The sequence below is a fragment of the uncultured Actinomyces sp. genome, assembly GCA_900541895.1.
Taxonomy (GTDB): Bacteria; Actinomycetota; Actinomycetes; order Actinomycetales; family Actinomycetaceae; genus Pauljensenia.
Genome location: UWSI01000002.1, coordinates 48,828 through 63,382 on the forward strand (window position 1 = coordinate 48,828; position 14,555 = coordinate 63,382).

The following is a 14,555-nucleotide window of genomic DNA, read 5'->3' on the forward strand; positions in this document are numbered from 1 at the left end:
ATCAGATACCATCACCGTGATAGCATAAGAAAGCAATAGGTAAAGCTGACAAGAGGTGTCAACTTTATAGATATCCCACAACGGAGAGGGAATAACATGCACATGTCACGCCGCTCCATGAGCGTTGTTGCGCTCATGTCAGTTGCTGCGATGGGTCTGACTGCGTGCTCGGGTTCGGGCGCGAAGACTGACAGCGCCGCAAGCTCTTCGGCATCTGCTGATAAGGGCGCAACCATCACATACATGCACCGTCTGCCCGATGGTGAAGGAATGACAAAGGTCTCGTCGCTGGTTGAGCAGTGGAACAAGGAGCACCCTGACACTCAGGTCCAGGCGGTCAAGTTTGATGGCAAGGCCAACGAAATGATCAAGAAGCTCGAGACCGACGTCAAGGCCGGTTCCGGACCTTGCTTGGCACAGCTGGGCTATGCAGAAATCCCCGAGATGTTCACCAAGGGCCTGCTGGAGGATGTGACACAGTACGCGACCCAGTACAAGGCCAACTACTCCGCTGGCGCCTTCTCGCAGGTTGGCGTGGGTGGCAAGTACTACGGCCTGCCCCAGGACACCGGCCCGCTTGTTTACTACTACAACAAGGCTGAGTTCGAGAAGCTGGGAATCAAGGTTCCCACCAACCTCGAAGAGTTCAAGGCCGCTGCCAAGACCGCAGCTGCAAAAGGCAAGTACATCTCTGCTTTCGAGGCTGACGAGTCGCGCTATAGCCTGTCCGCTCAGGCAGCTGCAGCAGGCGGTGTTTGGTACAAGGCTGAAAACGATAAGTGGACCGTCAAGATCGACGATGCGTCCGCCAAGACCGTGGCAGACTTCTGGCAGTCGATGCTCGACGACAAGACCACTCTCGTCGCCGAGCGCTGGGGAGATTCCTTCACTAAGGCTCTGACCGACAAGACCCTGATCGGCAGCATCGGTGCCGCATGGGAAGCACCGCTCATCTCCGCTGATCTGGAGAAGACCGACAACAAGGGTCAATGGGCAGTTGCTCAGCTCCCTGACTTCGGCAAGGGCGCGTTGACCGGCCCCAACGGCGGTTCCGGCGTTGCAGTCATGAAGGGATGCGCGAACCCCAAGGGCGCCATGGAGTTCAACAACTGGCTGAACACCCAGGTTGACGCTTTGGTCTCGCAGGGTTTGGTCGTCGCAACCACCACCGGCACCATGAAGACCCCGGATTCGGTCAAGGAATTCTATGGTGGACAGGATGTCTTCGCTGAACTGTCGAAGGCAAACGCCAACCTGGCCCCCGACTTCCCGTACATCCCCTACTTCTCGACCCTCACCGATCCCATGACCAAGGCTGCAACCGCAGCTGGTGATGGCTCCGGCAAGGTGATCGACATCTTCAAGGCTGCTCAGACGCAGTCCGTGAAGGCGCTCAAGGACGGAAACCTTCCCGTCGCTGAGTAAGCGCTAATCGCGGAGGGGGTGTGGTTTCTCCGCTGAGGAACCACACCCCTACCGTGTTTAAAGTCCACAATCTGCCAGCAATCGAGGGTGATTGATACATGCAGTCAGACATTCAAAACCGGCGCATCAGAGAACGGCACGATGCGCGTACCGGATGGGCCTTCATGGCCCCATTCTTCATTATGTTCCTCTTGGTTTTTGCCGTTCCGATTTGTGTGGCAATCTACCAGTCCTTCTTCCGTCAGGTCGCAAGTGGCGGAGGCCTGTACGGCGGCGGCGAACTCACCAACCAGTTTGTTGGCCTCGACAACTTCGCTATGGTCATTGCTTCGGGTGATTTCTGGTCCGGCATGGGGCGAGTCGTTGTTTACGCGGCCTTCCAGATCCCGATCATGATTATCTCGGCTCTTGTTCTGGCTCTTGTTTTGGACTCATTCCTGATTCGTCGGGTCGGTTTCTTCCGACTGAGCTACTTCCTGCCATTTGCAATCCCCGGCATCGTTGCCGCAATGGTCTGGCTCTACATCTACACCCCTGAGCTTTCCCCGATCGTTAAGTTCTTTGATTCCCTTGGAATCCATGTCGACTTCATGGCTCCTGGAGCACCAATCCTGGCCTCGATGGCAAATATGACGACGTGGACCTACACCGGTTACAACATGCTGATCTTCCTGGCAGCGCTGCAAGCAGTGCCCCATGAGCTGTACGAGGCCGCACGTCTCGACGGCGCTTCCTCGTGGCAGATTGTGCGCCAAATTAAGATCCCCATGGTCTCCGGAGCTGCCCTCCTGGCGGTTCTTCTTTCCATCATCGGCACAATTCAGCTCTTCAATGAACCCGCAGTTATGCAGTCTGCAAATGGGTGGATGGGCTATGCCTACACGCCGATGATGATGGCCTACAGCACCATGTTCGGAACTATCTCGCCCGGTGGCGATGGCCCGGCCTCGGCAATCTCAATCGTGATGGCACTGGTTGCTGGCGGACTTGCCGTGATCTACGCGCTCTTGCAAAGGAAGACCGTCCGATGAGTACCACTATGCGCACGCTGCCCGATGGACGCCAGTACACACCCTCTCTCGAGGGAATGCCTCCGCGTTCACTCGCACCCTCGAAGGTCGCTCGAATCGTCACTATCGTTGCTCTGACCTTCACCATGCTTTACTTCATCCTGCCGATCATCTGGGTGATGTTCTCGGCAACGAAGTCGAACGCAGATCTCGTTTCTACTAATGGCTTCTGGTTTGGTCACTTTGAGCTGGCGGACAACTACACGAAGCTTATGGGCTGGACTCAAGGCCTCTTCTGGCGCTGGGTGCTCAACTCCCTCTTCTACTCAACGACTGCTGGCGTCATTGGAACCCTGATCTCGGTTGCCGCTGGATACGCGATGGCAAAGTTTGTTTTCCCGGGACGTAATGTCTCTATGGCTTTGATTATGGCCGGACTGCTGATGCCCGTCGCTCTGCTCACCATCCCGCTTTACGTTGTCTTCCATAACCTTGGGTTGACAGACACTGTGTGGGCAATCCTGATCCCTAGCTGTGTCTCTCCCTTCGGTGTCTTCCTCGGCCGTGTCTACGCAGAATCTTCTGTCCCGACAGAACTCATCGAGGCTGCCCGCATCGACGGAGCATCCGAAGCGCGCGTGTTCTTCACGATTGTTCTTCGCCTGCTCGCCCCGGCAATGGTGACAATCTTCCTCTTCATCTTCGTGGCAACCTGGAATAACTTCCTGCTTCCCTTGATGATGGTCTCGACGCCTGAACTCAAGCCTGTCACTTTGGGCTTGTATGGCATGATGAGCTACTTCGCTCCCCAAAAGGGCGCAGTAATGCTGGGCGCACTCTTGGGTGTTTTGCCGCTCATCGTACTATTCCTTGGCCTGCAGAAGTACTGGCAATCAGGTCTGGCTGCCGGTTCTGTGAAGGGATAGTTAGCCCGCTGTTGAGCCACCACGAGGTGCTGGGAAGGATAGGTTAATGGAGACGATTGCCTACGGTGGCGATTGGAACCCCGAACAGTGGGATAAGGAAACTAACCGAGACGATATCGAACGCATGGTCCGTGCCGGCGTCAATCTGATCTCCCTTGGGATCTTTTCCTGGGCATCTCTTGAACCCGAAGAAGGCCACTACGATCTGGAGTGGTTGGCGGATCTCATTGATCAGCTCCACAGCGCTGGAATTGGCGTGGACCTGGCCAATGGGACCGCTTCCCCTCCGGTGTGGATGGCTCAACGCTACCCCCAAACCCTTCCCGTTGACTCTCGAGGCGTGCGTTTAGGATTTGGCTCGCGCCAGCAGTACAACCCCTCAAGCGAGCTTTTTTGCCGCAAAGCTTGTGAGTTGACCGAGGCCATGGCGCGCCGTTTTAGCGACCATCCCGGCGTGGTCATGTGGCACATTTCGAACGAATACGCCTGTCACACGGCAGAGAGTTTCGACGATGAGTCCGCTGCGGCATTTCGACGCTGGCTAGTGGAGAAATACGGGGATATTCAGGCGATCAATCAAGCCTGGGGAACTGCATTTTGGTCCCAAACCTATAGGGACATCCAAGAAATCCAGCCTCCCCGTGCAATGCCCACCTTCTACAACCCCGGGCAGATGCTGGATTGGCGTCGCTTTAGTGACTACGCTCTGCGTTCCCAGATGGAACGTGAACGAGAGGTGATTCGTCGCTATTCGGACCGTCCTATTACGACGAATTTTATGGGGGCCTTCCCGCTTCTTGATTACCGCAAGTGGGCACCGCTGTGTGACATCATCGCCGATGATTCTTACCCAGACCCCGCAGATCCTCAGGCTGCACACGACATTGCTTGGCAGGGCGATGTCATGCGCGGCCTCGGCAACGGCGCTCCCTGGCTCTTGATGGAACAGAGCCCCGGTGCGGTGCAGTGGCGACCCCAAAACTCTCCCAAGCGCCCGGGACAGTTCCTTTTGTGGACGATCGCAAGGCTCGCTCACGGAGCGGATGGAATCCTCCAATTCCAGTGGCGGCAATCCGCTAGGGGATCGGAAACCTTCCATGCAGGGATGGTGCCGCACTCTGGCGAAGATTCACCAATTTGGACGGATGTTGTGAGCACCGGCCAAGCTCTAAAGTCTCTGGCGCCCATTACGGGGACTCGCATGAGCTCACGCGCTGCAGTTGTCATTGACTGGGAGAGCGAATGGGCGCGGCGCTATGCGATCGGTCCGATTAGTTCTGAAAATCCCGCAGATTCGTGGGGGAACTTCGCGCCCGCTAAGTCTTGGCATCAAAGCTTGTGGGAAGCGGGAATCGCTACTGATGTTGTGGGTGTCGACAATGATTTCAGCTCTTACGATCTCATCATTCTTCCCGCGCTTTTCGTTGACTACCCGCAGATGACTCAGGCTTTGCACGCGGCAGCTGAACGCGGAGCACACATTGTCATTACCGCGCCAAGCGGTGTTGTTGATTCCCAGCTTGGGGCAATTCTCGGCGGATACCTCGGCTCCCTTTCTGATCTTGCAGGGGTGCGGGTTCTGGAGCATTCAACACTCACCGGTCCCAGCCAGGGGCGTGTGTATGATGCGCGCGAGAAGGCCGCGAACCGGATTTCTTCCGCAGTAAGTACCCCGGCGGCCTGTGATTGGTGCGGGATCGATACCGATAACGAGGCCCTCAAACGAACCGCGGACCTTCTTGGGGGAGCGGCGACGGACCTGCGCAGTGGTCGCTGGGCTGAAAAGATTGCCCCCGCTGCCGGTTTGCAGTGGCAGATTCCCGGGGATTCCACCTTGGAGGGCGGGCCTGAGTGCGTTGGATACTTTGATGGCCGAGGTGGTGGCCTCGACCTTGCCGGTCTGCCTGCGCTTACCCGCAGGAAAGTTGGCCGCGGAAGTGTCTGGTATGCAGCTGTGGACTTTGACGCGCTGACTCGTTCGGTCCTGCTGCGCTTGTGGACGACCTACACGCGAATTCGCCCTGTGGTCCCAGACCTTCCCGAAGGTGTGGAAGCTCAACAACGTGAAGGCTTCCTCTTCATTCTCAACCACTCTGATCGTGCGGTTGAACTCGCTGGGATTGTGGGCCAAGATCTTCTCAGTGGAGCTGAGTGTACGGGACATGTTCTTCTTGCTCCGCGATCAGCAATGGTTATTGAACGATAGGAGAAGGCCCGTGGGGGATATCGGCAGCGCCTCTTCAGCTGTTCGCCTCCACGAACTTTGTGTGGATTCGCTTGCCACTAAGACCCGAGTGGTTCTCGAGGGCATCGATCGTCTGCTGGTCTACTCAATTCCGATGCGCCTGCGTTTTCGTAATATCGAGGTGCGTGAAGGCCTTCTTCTACACGGTGAATACGGGTGGGGAGAATGTGCACCTTTCTGGGATTACGACCCGCGGGAATCCTCTACCTGGCTTGCTAGCGCATTGGAAGCTGCCCGAGTAGCGCCGCCCAGGCCTCGGCGCGAAAAAGTGCCGCTCAACGTGACAATTCCGGTGATTTCGGCCGAAGATGCGCGCAAGCGAGTATTTGATCATCCGGGTTGTGCGACTGCAAAAGTTAAGGTTGCCGATACACGTTCTGACCTTGAGCGCGATTGCCAGCGTGTCGAGGCCGTCGCTGAGGCTCTGGTTGAATTGCACGCCTCGTCTGCGAAGGTGCGTGTTGATGCCAATGGTGCTTGGGACAGAGAAACTGCTCTGACATGGATTGTGCGTCTGAATCGCGCAGCCCAAGCCGCGGGTGGCCTGGAGTATGTTGAACAGCCCTGCATGGCCGTTGAAGACCTTGCGTGGCTGCGGCGCAAACAAGAGGTTCCTCTTGCAGCCGATGAATCGATTCGCCGCGCGGAAGACCCGCTCAAGGTTGCTCGGCTTGAAGCGGCTGACGTAGCCGTTATCAAAGTTGAACCTCTGGGAGGGGCGGGTGCAGTTCTCCAGTTGGCCGAGGAACTGCCCATGCCTTTGGTGATCTCTTCGGCCTTGGAAACCAGTTTTGGTTTGGATTACGCGGCTCGGGTGGCCTGCGCTCTAGATCAGGAACCACGCGCATGCGGTCTGGGCACGGCCTCGCTATTGAGCGGCGATACGGCGGTTTCCCCAGTGCGTATAGTTGATGGACATATGATTCCAACTGATCTAGCCGTGAACGAAAGCCTGATCACGCCCTCAGCACCCGATTCTCAGCTCTGTGAATCCTGGGTGAATCGGCTAAATGCAATGGCATCCCACCGTTAAAGATCAAGAATAGAAGTAGGAGTATGTACCCCTCACAAGCTTTGGCTGAGTGCATCATTGATTCCCTGATTGCCGGTGGAATTCACGATTTTGTGTACTGTCCCGGATCGCGAAATGCGCCCTTTGCCTATGCGCTTGCGCGGTATGACTCGTTGAATGAGAACCCAATCCGTGTGCACATTCGCCTCGATGAACGTTCGGCTGCGTTTTTTGCCCTTGGACTCACGCTCGGGGAAGGCAGTGGTTCCCCCGCCGCACGTGCCTGCGTGATTACCACCTCGGGAAGTGCCGTCACGCATCTTTATCCTGCGATGAGCGAGGCGTTTTATTCTCATCTTCCTCTCGTTGCTATTAGCGCGGACCGTCCCGCTGAATTGCATGGCGTTGGAGCATCCCAAACCATGACTCAGCAGGGAATTTTTTCCGACCAAGTCGTGGACGAATGGGATTTTTCGTCGGACACCGCTGAATTGGCCAGTGTTCCTGGCCGTGTTGCGCGTGCACTTGCAGCTGCCGCTGGTCGTCCCTCCGGCACTCCAGGTCCAATCCACTTTAACTGCGCCTTCCGTGATCCGCTTACGCCCTGCGACGAGGCCGAGCCTCTTCAAAGCGCTCAGCTGAGGGAGAATTGCGGCGGGGGAGTCGAGGTCTACCCGTCCCAGATTGTGCGTGAACCGAGTGCGGAGAATGCCCTCAAGCCCGATCTTGCAACGGTTGTGATTGCCGGTCATGGCGCACAGGACTCGGTGCTGCGCTGGGCTGAGCGCTCGCGGGTGCCGGTTTTTGCCGAGCCCATGGTTACCGGTGTGAGCACTGAAGTCCTCATCCCCTTCCAGCAGACTCTGTGCGCGGATTCAGATGTTGTCGCACGAATCGGTCAAATTGTTGTCACCGGACGTCCAACATTGTCGCGTCCGATCCAGAAGCTCTTGGCTTCCAATAAGCGTGTCATCATCGTCTCTCCCCATGCGGCGTGGACGGATCTGCATGGCAAGGCAAGCTGTGTTGTTTCGTCTCTCACCGGATCTGATCGCGTGAATGCAGCCATCCAAAATTCTTTGTGTCAAGACTTATCTGCGCGTGCTCAATCGGTGGCACGTGGGGTTGATGAACTGATCAATTCCTATGGTGATGAGCTTAGTGAAATTGGTGTTCTTGATGCCGTATGGCAAGAGTGCTCTCATATTTTCCTTGGCGCATCGAATCCCATCAGAGTTGCGGATCTTATTGCCGGCCGTCAAGGTTACGATCCGCAGGGGAATTCTGAAAGCGATCACCGTTGTCCCCAGCAGGTGTGGTCGAGCCGAGGCCTTGCGGGAATTGATGGAAATGTGTCGACTGCTCTTGGTTGGGCGCGCCTATTGGAAGAAACATCTGAATGCCCGCCAACGGTTCATGCCGTAATGGGGGACTTAACTTTCTTGCATGATGCCTCTGGGATGGGAATGCCTCTTGGAGAGGAATTTCCTCGCTGTCGGATCATTGTCCTGGATGATCAGGGCGGCTCGATATTTAAGAGTTTGGAGCATGGTCAGCGCGCTTCTCAGACGGTGTATGAACGCTATTTCGGAGTCGCTCAGCGTACTGATATCAGTGCGCTTGCCGCGGCATATGGAGCGAAGATTCGTCGCGTGAGTTCAATGTCCGAGCTTCGAGCGATTTTGAATACGGAGACTGAAGGATTAGAAGTGCTGCACCTCTCTATCCCTCGGCCGACCGAAGATATTGCATTTTTGCGGTCGTTGTAGGATGCTAATGTAACGATTTGATAACGAAATGAGATGGGTTGGTCATGAATCCGGAAGAAACCACTCCTCAAGGTGATGCGCGCTTTCAACCTGACGCGCAAGAACCCGCCCAGCAATCGGCCTCGCAAGAGGGCGGCGCGTCTGTGCCGATGCAGCACGAAACTGTGCCGCTGCCTGCAGTAACTCCCGCCACTTCTGAAAGTGAAGCAGCATATACTCCTGCTTCTGCTCAGCCCCCTGCATCCGAGGGCTCGGCAGAAGGTGAAACCCCAACTGGAGTTCCGGCAGGCCCGGTCCCCACTCTTCTTGAGACGCATAGCCCGAGGCGCGGACCCGGCTGGGGAGCGCTTGTGCTGGCGATGGCCTGCACGGCAGGCCTGGCCATTGGAGGCACCCTAGTCATTGGACAAAACCTGCATTCTTCGGTGACAACCCCTCTGGTCAGTCAGACCTCCGCACCGGCTCAGACTAATTCCGCTGGAACTGCAGTCGATTGGGAGAACGTCGCGCAAACCGTGTCTCCCGCTGTCGTCACTATTTCTGTTTCGGCTCAGAACTCCTCGGGAATTGGCTCGGGTGCGATCGTCGATTCCTCTGGAAATATCGTCACCAACTACCATGTCATTTCCTCGGTTGCTGATGGAAGCGGACGGATTCAAGTCACACTCACTGATGGCAGGATCTACGAAGCAAAGATTGTTGGTACAGATAAGAGCACTGACCTTGCGGTGATCCGTTTGGTAAATCCGCCTTCGGATCTTGTTGCTGCACAGTTCGGGCAGTCCTCTGATCTAAAGGTTGGCCAGCCCGTAATGGCCATAGGTTCGCCGCTTGGGCTCTCGAATACGGTGACAACGGGTATTGTCTCTGCTCTCAATCGTCCTGTTCAGGTGCAGGCCTCGGAATCCCAAAACCAGGACAACTCAAAGGATCCCTTCGGTCAGCTTCAGCAGCAGGGTAACCAGAGTCAATCGATCACAACGAATGCCATCCAGGTTGACGCCTCGATCAACCCCGGTAACTCCGGTGGACCGCTATTTAATGAACACGGCCAAGTGATCGGCATCAACTCGTCTATTGCATCGCTCTCCTCATCGTCGAACTCTGAAGCGGGATCGATCGGTCTGGGATTCGCGATTCCTTCTGACTTGGTCGTTTCGGTTGTTAATCAGCTCATTCAAAACGGAACAGTTGATCATGCTCGATTGGGCGTTACGGTCAGTACCGGTGCCGCGCGAGTAGGCAACGACACCCGTGCGGGTGCGCAGATTTCCGGTGTGAGCCAGGGGTCTGGAGCTGAAGTTGCAGGGTTGAAAGCCGGGGATGTCATTACCAAGATTGATGGGAACACTGTCACCTCGGCGCAGTCCTTGGTCGGTTATGTCCGTCGCTACACGGGCGGCCAAGAGGTGAGCGTCACTTACGTGCGTGATGGCGTAGAAAACACTGCAAAAGTCACGCTTCAGTCAGAACACTGAGTTAAAGGTTTAAAACCTCGAGCAACGGCCGCATCTTGGTCTGGGTCTCCTCCAATTCTCTGCGGGATGATGAATCTGGCATGATTCCGCAGCCGGCGAAGATTCTCAAGGTGCGGTCGTTGTTCTCTAATTGGCCACAACGTAGGGCAATGCCGAATTCCCCATTTCCCGCACCGTCAATCCAGCCAACCGGGCCCGAATAACGCTCGCGCTCCGTGCGTTCGTAGGCGTGGATGAGATCCAGCGCATCATCAGTTGGAGTTCCACACACTGCGGCAGTGGGATGCAGTTGTGCCACCGCATCAAGAACGCTTCCCTGCGGGAAAGTTGCGTATACATCAGAACTGAGGTGGGCAATATTGGGAAGAATCAGCACATTAGGACGTGCAGGTGCTTGCACATCCTGCGCCGCAGAAAGGAGTGCGGCCACGACGGACTCGACTGCAAAGAGATGTTCAGAACGATCTTTTAACGACAGCGGGAGCGAATCCGCATCCTCGGGTTTGCTGCTTCCTGCAAGAACGCGCGAATGGAGCTTTCCCTGGTGAAGGGAGACCAGCATTTCTGGAGTTGCACCAATTAATCCTGCAACGGCGAAGGTCCAGGTTTGGGGGTAGCGCTGATGCAGATGCTCAACCAAAGCAGCCTGATCGAAAGGAAAGTCGGAGATGATCGTCATGTCGCGAGCCATGACAACTTTTCCGACCTCTTCGTTGCGAAGGGCATTAATGATTTCATCAACCGCGCCGCACCAAGCTTCCTCGCTCATGGCACCTGGGCCAATATTGAGCGTTTCGGCAGGCGGGAGTTGGTGATCGATAATCTCGGCATCAAAAACAGGCTTGTCACGCGAATCGATTGAACTCGTCACCAAGAAACGTGTCGAACCACGGGTGATGATGAGGAAAGTGGGCACAACTAAAACACGTTCCCCGTCGTCCTCAAAAGCGCAGGATGCAAAAGCAATCGGAAGGACGGGTGAATCAGAACCCCACGCATCGCGCGTGCCTTCAGCCCAGTGGATCTGTGCTTTCTCTCGAACTAAATCCCACACTCGCGCCGCTTCGGTAATCGCAGCGTTCTCCCCGGCCTCGACAAGGGGAGGGCGGTCCTTCCCTCGCTGCCAACGCCACGCCTGCCCCCAGCCGACCATGGCCTCGTCGCGAATCCACGCGCAAAGTCCAGAGGTGGGGAGGAAAGAAGTCAATGGAAGATGCCCCTGAGGAGAGGAAGGATCGATGCGCTCAACCCAGCAGTACAGGGTGGGGATCGATGAAAAGTGTCCGGAGGGCATGTTTCCATGCTAGTGCCTTGTGTGCGCTTCCACTTAAGCGTGCCGATGTGGCGTGTAAATGGGAAAATATGCATATGAGTGAACAGACCGCCTCCCAGCAGCGTCGAGCAGACCTTGGTAAGTCTCAAGATCAAGTGGCCGCAATGTTTGATGATGTCTCTTCGCGTTACGACGTGATGAATGCGCTGCTCAGCGGCGGGATGAATTTTATCTGGCTGAAGGCTTTAACGAAGGCGCTGGCACCGAAGCCCTCGGATCGGATTTTGGACCTTGCGGCTGGTACGGGTGCCTCATCCGCGCAAATCGCGCGCAGCGGTGCGCGCGTTGTCGCCTGTGATCTTTCTGCAGGCATGATTGAGGTGGGACGCAATCGTCACCCCGATATCGAATTCATCCAAGGCGATGCGATGGATCTTCCTTTTGAAGATCAGTCTTTCGATGCGGTGACCATTTCCTACGGTCTGCGAAATGTTCCAGATCCCAAGCGTGCGCTGGAGGAGATGGCTCGCGTTGTGCGCCCGGGCGGGCGACTGGTTGTCTGCGAATTTTCGACGCCGACCTCTGCGCCGCTGCGTGCGGGTTATTCATTGCACCTCCAGTATGTGATGCCGCTGGTTGCGCGCCTGGCTTCTTCCGATGACGTTGCCTATGACTACTTGGCGGAGTCGATTCGCGAGTGGCCCGATGCTCCCGAAGTTGCAAGCTTGATTGCCGAGGCCGGGTGGAGTGACGTCCAATACCGTTACCTGACGGGTGGGATCGTGGCTCTTCATCGCGCTGTGAAGCACTGAAGTTTCGCTGGTTTTTGCTCAAGTGAGGAGCTGGAGCTTCATACTTGGGGACTTTGTCAAGACCTTTGCATAAGTGGGGGTAGAGGGCGCATAATAGGGGTGTCAAAGATGACCCCTGAATGGAGCTAAAAATGTCTGCACCCCTACGTGTTGGCGTGATTGGTTTGGGCGCACGGTGCGTCATTGCCGAAAATTGCCACAAAGCCACGATTCCTGCAGAACTGGTTGGAGGATGCGATCCCAATCCTGCGATGCGCCAGCGCGCGACAGAAGTTTTGGGTGATTACCCGTGGTTTGAGACCCTCGATGAACTGCTGGAACTGGGTATTGATTGCGCAATTGTTACCAGCCCTGATGACACTCACGAAGACATCACCTGTGCGCTCTTGGAAGCTGGGGTTGCGGTTTATCTGGAAAAGCCGATTGCGATCACTATTGAGGGTGCTGATCGCGTTCTTGAAACCGCGTATAGGACCAAGACTGCCCTCTATGTTGGGCACAACATGCGACACATGGCGGTTGTGCGCATTCTGCGTCAAGTTGTCCAAGATGGTCTGATCGGTGAGGTCCGAGCAATTTGGTGCCGTCACTTCGTGGGCAATGGTGGTGACTATTACTTCAAGGATTGGCATGCAGATCGCAGTCGAACAACTGGGCTGCTGCTCCAGAAAGCCGCCCATGACATTGATGTCATGAACTGGCTGTCTGATTCCGTCCCCGAGCGTGTCGTTGGCATGGGAGATCTCATGCTCTACGGAAAGCTCACTGATCGCAGCGGGCAGAAGTCTGATGCGGTCATGAGTGACTGGTTCTCTTTCGATAACTGGCCGCCCGCGTCTCTTACCGGTCTTAATCCCGTGATTGATGTCGAGGACGTCTCCATGCTCATGATGAGGCAGGCTTCTGGCACTCTGATTTCCTACGAACAGTGTCACTTCACTCCCGATTACTGGCGTAACTACACCGTGATTGGAACCGAAGGCCGAGCGGAAAACTTCGGTGATGGTGAAGGTGGGGTTGTTCGCGTATGGAAGCACCGCAGTGGATGGGAGCCCACTGGCGATATCGAGATCCCCATTAAGGGTGATGCTGGCGGACACGATGATGCCGATGTCGCAACGATGGACGAGTTCCTGCGCTTTGTTGCCAAGGGTGATCGGACCGATACGACGCCGCTGGGGGCTCGCGAGGCCGTTGCTGCGGGAGTGCTGGCCACCAAGTCACTGCGTGAGGGTTCTGTTCCCTTTGATGTTCCGCGTGTCAGTCCTGAATTGACGAGGTACTTCGAGAATAACCAGGATCGAGGAGCCTGAGACTCAGGTGAAAAGTGGGGGGTGGCTGCGGCCACCCCCCAATCTTTTAGGACACGATCAATTTAGGAGACGATCTGAATAACTTCCGATGCGGGGAGCAATTGCTCTCCGCACGCGTGGGCTGTAATTTGGTCGATTCCGCGGCATACAGCACCTTGGACCACCCCGCGTCCGCCGAGCTGAGAGACGCGGATTTCGGGCATGTGGATCGTGAGTTCTTCGAGACGTGAAGAAAATTCATCCTTCCACAGATCCGCGGATGCCGAGATACCTCCGCCAAGGATGAGAACTTCTGGGTCAATCGTCAGAATCAAGGCCGCTGCTCCAAGGGCAAGGTCTCGCGCGAATTCTTTGACAATTCGCGTTGCTTCTGCGTCGCCATCTCTCATCCGGTCGCACACCCACCGTGCTGCTGTGCGATGAGAGAGGTCAGCAGGAAGCTGCGAGTGTGTGAAGAAATGTGCGGGCGTTTTGTACCAATTGAGATGGGGGAGTGCACCGATTTCTCCGGCTGCACCGGCAGAGCCCCGACAGACCTTTCCGTCGATCATGAAGGATGCGCCAATTCGTGTACCGGCCATGATGTAGACGGCAGAAGAAACATCTTGCGCCTGACCGAGGTGTGACTCTGCATCCAGAGCGCATTTACAGTCATTCTCAACGGTAACTGGGCGTTTGTAACATGCCTGAAGCTCTTGGACCATTGGCACGCTCTCCCAACCGGGAAGAGGACCGCCGAAAGGCATTCTTCCGGCCTCGTCAACGGGGCCGGTAACTGCGACCGAAATCAGTGCCAGGCCGTCGCGGTAGGACGGGTTTTTCTCAAGAGTGTGGGAAATGGTGTGCTGAACAGCTTCCATTCGCCTTGGCGCAGCCGACGAAGGAGCCAGTTCGGTTTCTTCTGAGCACTTTTCTTCACCGCATAGATCGGTCAAGGAGGTTGCGATTCGGTTTGCCCCGATATCGATACCCAAGACGAAACCCGACTCTGAGCGGAAACGGTAGCGCTTTGCGGGGCGCCCGGTAGGAGGTGAGGTCGGTGGTAGGGATTGGACCCATCCCAAACGCTCAAGATCAGTGATCGTTGCATTGACCGAAGTGCGTGAGAGGCCCGTTGCGGCAGCAATTTGAGAGGAGGTTGTGTCCTCAATAGCGCGCAGGTACGCGAGCACCGCGAGGGAATTCATTTCCCGGATGCGGTCGGGGCCGTAGGTTTGAGTCATGGCTCTCTCTTCGTTGGGATGAGACCAATTCAGCGTAGGCCCAGGAGGGAAATCCTGAGCCTACGCTGA

Annotated in this window: 11 protein-coding genes; 9 read left to right on the forward strand and 2 right to left on the reverse strand. The window is 56.1% G+C overall.

Annotated elements, in window-relative coordinates:
* Nucleotides 1-102 precede the first annotated feature (102 nt).
* The 7 genes from QZR18_RS01105 (at nucleotide 103) to QZR18_RS01135 (ending at nucleotide 9,865) form a co-directional block, all read left to right on the forward strand.
* Complete coding sequence (locus QZR18_RS01105) at nucleotides 103-1,425, forward strand: extracellular solute-binding protein (protein WP_366494424.1); 1,323 nt, start codon at nucleotides 103-105, stop codon at nucleotides 1,423-1,425.
* Nucleotides 1,426-1,523: 98 nt separating this feature from the next.
* The gene (locus tag QZR18_RS01110; protein WP_178706090.1) at nucleotides 1,524-2,456 is read left to right on the forward strand and encodes a carbohydrate ABC transporter permease; all 933 of its coding nucleotides are present in this window, start codon (nucleotides 1,524-1,526) and stop codon (nucleotides 2,454-2,456) included.
* Nucleotides 2,453-3,361: a carbohydrate ABC transporter permease gene (locus tag QZR18_RS01115; protein ID WP_178706087.1), complete on the forward strand. Its 909-nt coding sequence runs from the start codon at nucleotides 2,453-2,455 to the stop codon at nucleotides 3,359-3,361. The genes QZR18_RS01110 and QZR18_RS01115 overlap by 4 nt, the downstream gene beginning before the upstream one ends.
* 46 nt (nucleotides 3,362-3,407) lie before the next feature.
* Nucleotides 3,408-5,567, forward strand: a complete 2,160-nt coding sequence (locus tag QZR18_RS01120; protein WP_178706084.1) for a beta-galactosidase — start codon at nucleotides 3,408-3,410, stop codon at nucleotides 5,565-5,567.
* A 10-nt stretch (nucleotides 5,568-5,577) separates the two neighbouring features.
* Nucleotides 5,578-6,639: an o-succinylbenzoate synthase gene (locus tag QZR18_RS01125; protein ID WP_178706081.1), complete on the forward strand. Its 1,062-nt coding sequence runs from the start codon at nucleotides 5,578-5,580 to the stop codon at nucleotides 6,637-6,639.
* Nucleotides 6,640-6,662: 23 nt separating this feature from the next.
* Nucleotides 6,663-8,387 (forward strand): 2-succinyl-5-enolpyruvyl-6-hydroxy-3-cyclohexene-1-carboxylic-acid synthase, encoded by a 1,725-nt coding sequence (gene menD, locus QZR18_RS01130; protein ID WP_178706078.1) that lies wholly within the window; start codon nucleotides 6,663-6,665, stop codon nucleotides 8,385-8,387.
* Between the two features lie 44 nt (nucleotides 8,388-8,431).
* Entirely contained in the window at nucleotides 8,432-9,865 is a 1,434-nt protein-coding gene (locus QZR18_RS01135) for a S1C family serine protease (RefSeq protein ID WP_178706075.1), read from the forward strand.
* A 1-nt stretch (nucleotide 9,866) separates the two neighbouring features.
* On the opposite strand, the gene QZR18_RS01140 is transcribed toward QZR18_RS01135, so the two are convergent.
* The gene (locus tag QZR18_RS01140; RefSeq protein ID WP_295910058.1) at nucleotides 9,867-11,159 is read right to left on the reverse strand and encodes an isochorismate synthase MenF; all 1,293 of its coding nucleotides are present in this window, start codon (nucleotides 11,157-11,159) and stop codon (nucleotides 9,867-9,869) included.
* 74 nt (nucleotides 11,160-11,233) lie between these two features.
* On the opposite strand from QZR18_RS01140, the gene QZR18_RS01145 reads away from it, so the two are divergent.
* Both QZR18_RS01145 and QZR18_RS01150 read left to right on the forward strand, forming a co-directional pair.
* Complete coding sequence (locus QZR18_RS01145) at nucleotides 11,234-11,950, forward strand: class I SAM-dependent methyltransferase (protein ID WP_178706072.1); 717 nt, start codon at nucleotides 11,234-11,236, stop codon at nucleotides 11,948-11,950.
* A 131-nt stretch (nucleotides 11,951-12,081) separates the two neighbouring features.
* On the forward strand, nucleotides 12,082-13,263 hold the full coding sequence (locus QZR18_RS01150; protein ID WP_178706069.1) for a Gfo/Idh/MocA family protein: 1,182 nt from the start codon (nucleotides 12,082-12,084) through the stop codon (nucleotides 13,261-13,263).
* A gap of 62 nt (nucleotides 13,264-13,325) precedes the next feature.
* Here QZR18_RS01150 and QZR18_RS01155 read toward each other — a convergent pair whose 3' ends face one another.
* Nucleotides 13,326-14,486: an ROK family transcriptional regulator gene (locus QZR18_RS01155; RefSeq protein ID WP_178706066.1), complete on the reverse strand. Its 1,161-nt coding sequence runs from the start codon at nucleotides 14,484-14,486 to the stop codon at nucleotides 13,326-13,328.
* Nucleotides 14,487-14,555: the final 69 nt, after the last annotated feature.

What these genes read in the sequence shown, in the direction of transcription:
- menD (WP_178706078.1), top strand. Translation starts at nt 6,663, where the DNA reads ATGTACCCCTCACAAGCTTTGGCTGAGTGCATCATTGATTCCCTGATT.
- QZR18_RS01120 (WP_178706084.1), top strand. Translation starts at nt 3,408, where the DNA reads ATGGAGACGATTGCCTACGGTGGCGATTGGAACCCCGAACAGTGGGAT.
- QZR18_RS01115 (WP_178706087.1), top strand. Translation starts at nt 2,453, where the DNA reads ATGAGTACCACTATGCGCACGCTGCCCGATGGACGCCAGTACACACCC.
- QZR18_RS01150 (WP_178706069.1), top strand. Translation starts at nt 12,082, where the DNA reads ATGTCTGCACCCCTACGTGTTGGCGTGATTGGTTTGGGCGCACGGTGC.
- QZR18_RS01155 (WP_178706066.1), bottom strand. Translation starts at nt 14,486, where the DNA reads ATGACTCAAACCTACGGCCCCGACCGCATCCGGGAAATGAATTCCCTC.
- QZR18_RS01140 (WP_295910058.1), bottom strand. Translation starts at nt 11,159, where the DNA reads ATGCCCTCCGGACACTTTTCATCGATCCCCACCCTGTACTGCTGGGTT.
- QZR18_RS01105 (WP_366494424.1), top strand. Translation starts at nt 103, where the DNA reads ATGTCACGCCGCTCCATGAGCGTTGTTGCGCTCATGTCAGTTGCTGCG.
- QZR18_RS01110 (WP_178706090.1), top strand. Translation starts at nt 1,524, where the DNA reads ATGCAGTCAGACATTCAAAACCGGCGCATCAGAGAACGGCACGATGCG.
- QZR18_RS01145 (WP_178706072.1), top strand. Translation starts at nt 11,234, where the DNA reads ATGAGTGAACAGACCGCCTCCCAGCAGCGTCGAGCAGACCTTGGTAAG.
- QZR18_RS01135 (WP_178706075.1), top strand. Translation starts at nt 8,432, where the DNA reads ATGAATCCGGAAGAAACCACTCCTCAAGGTGATGCGCGCTTTCAACCT.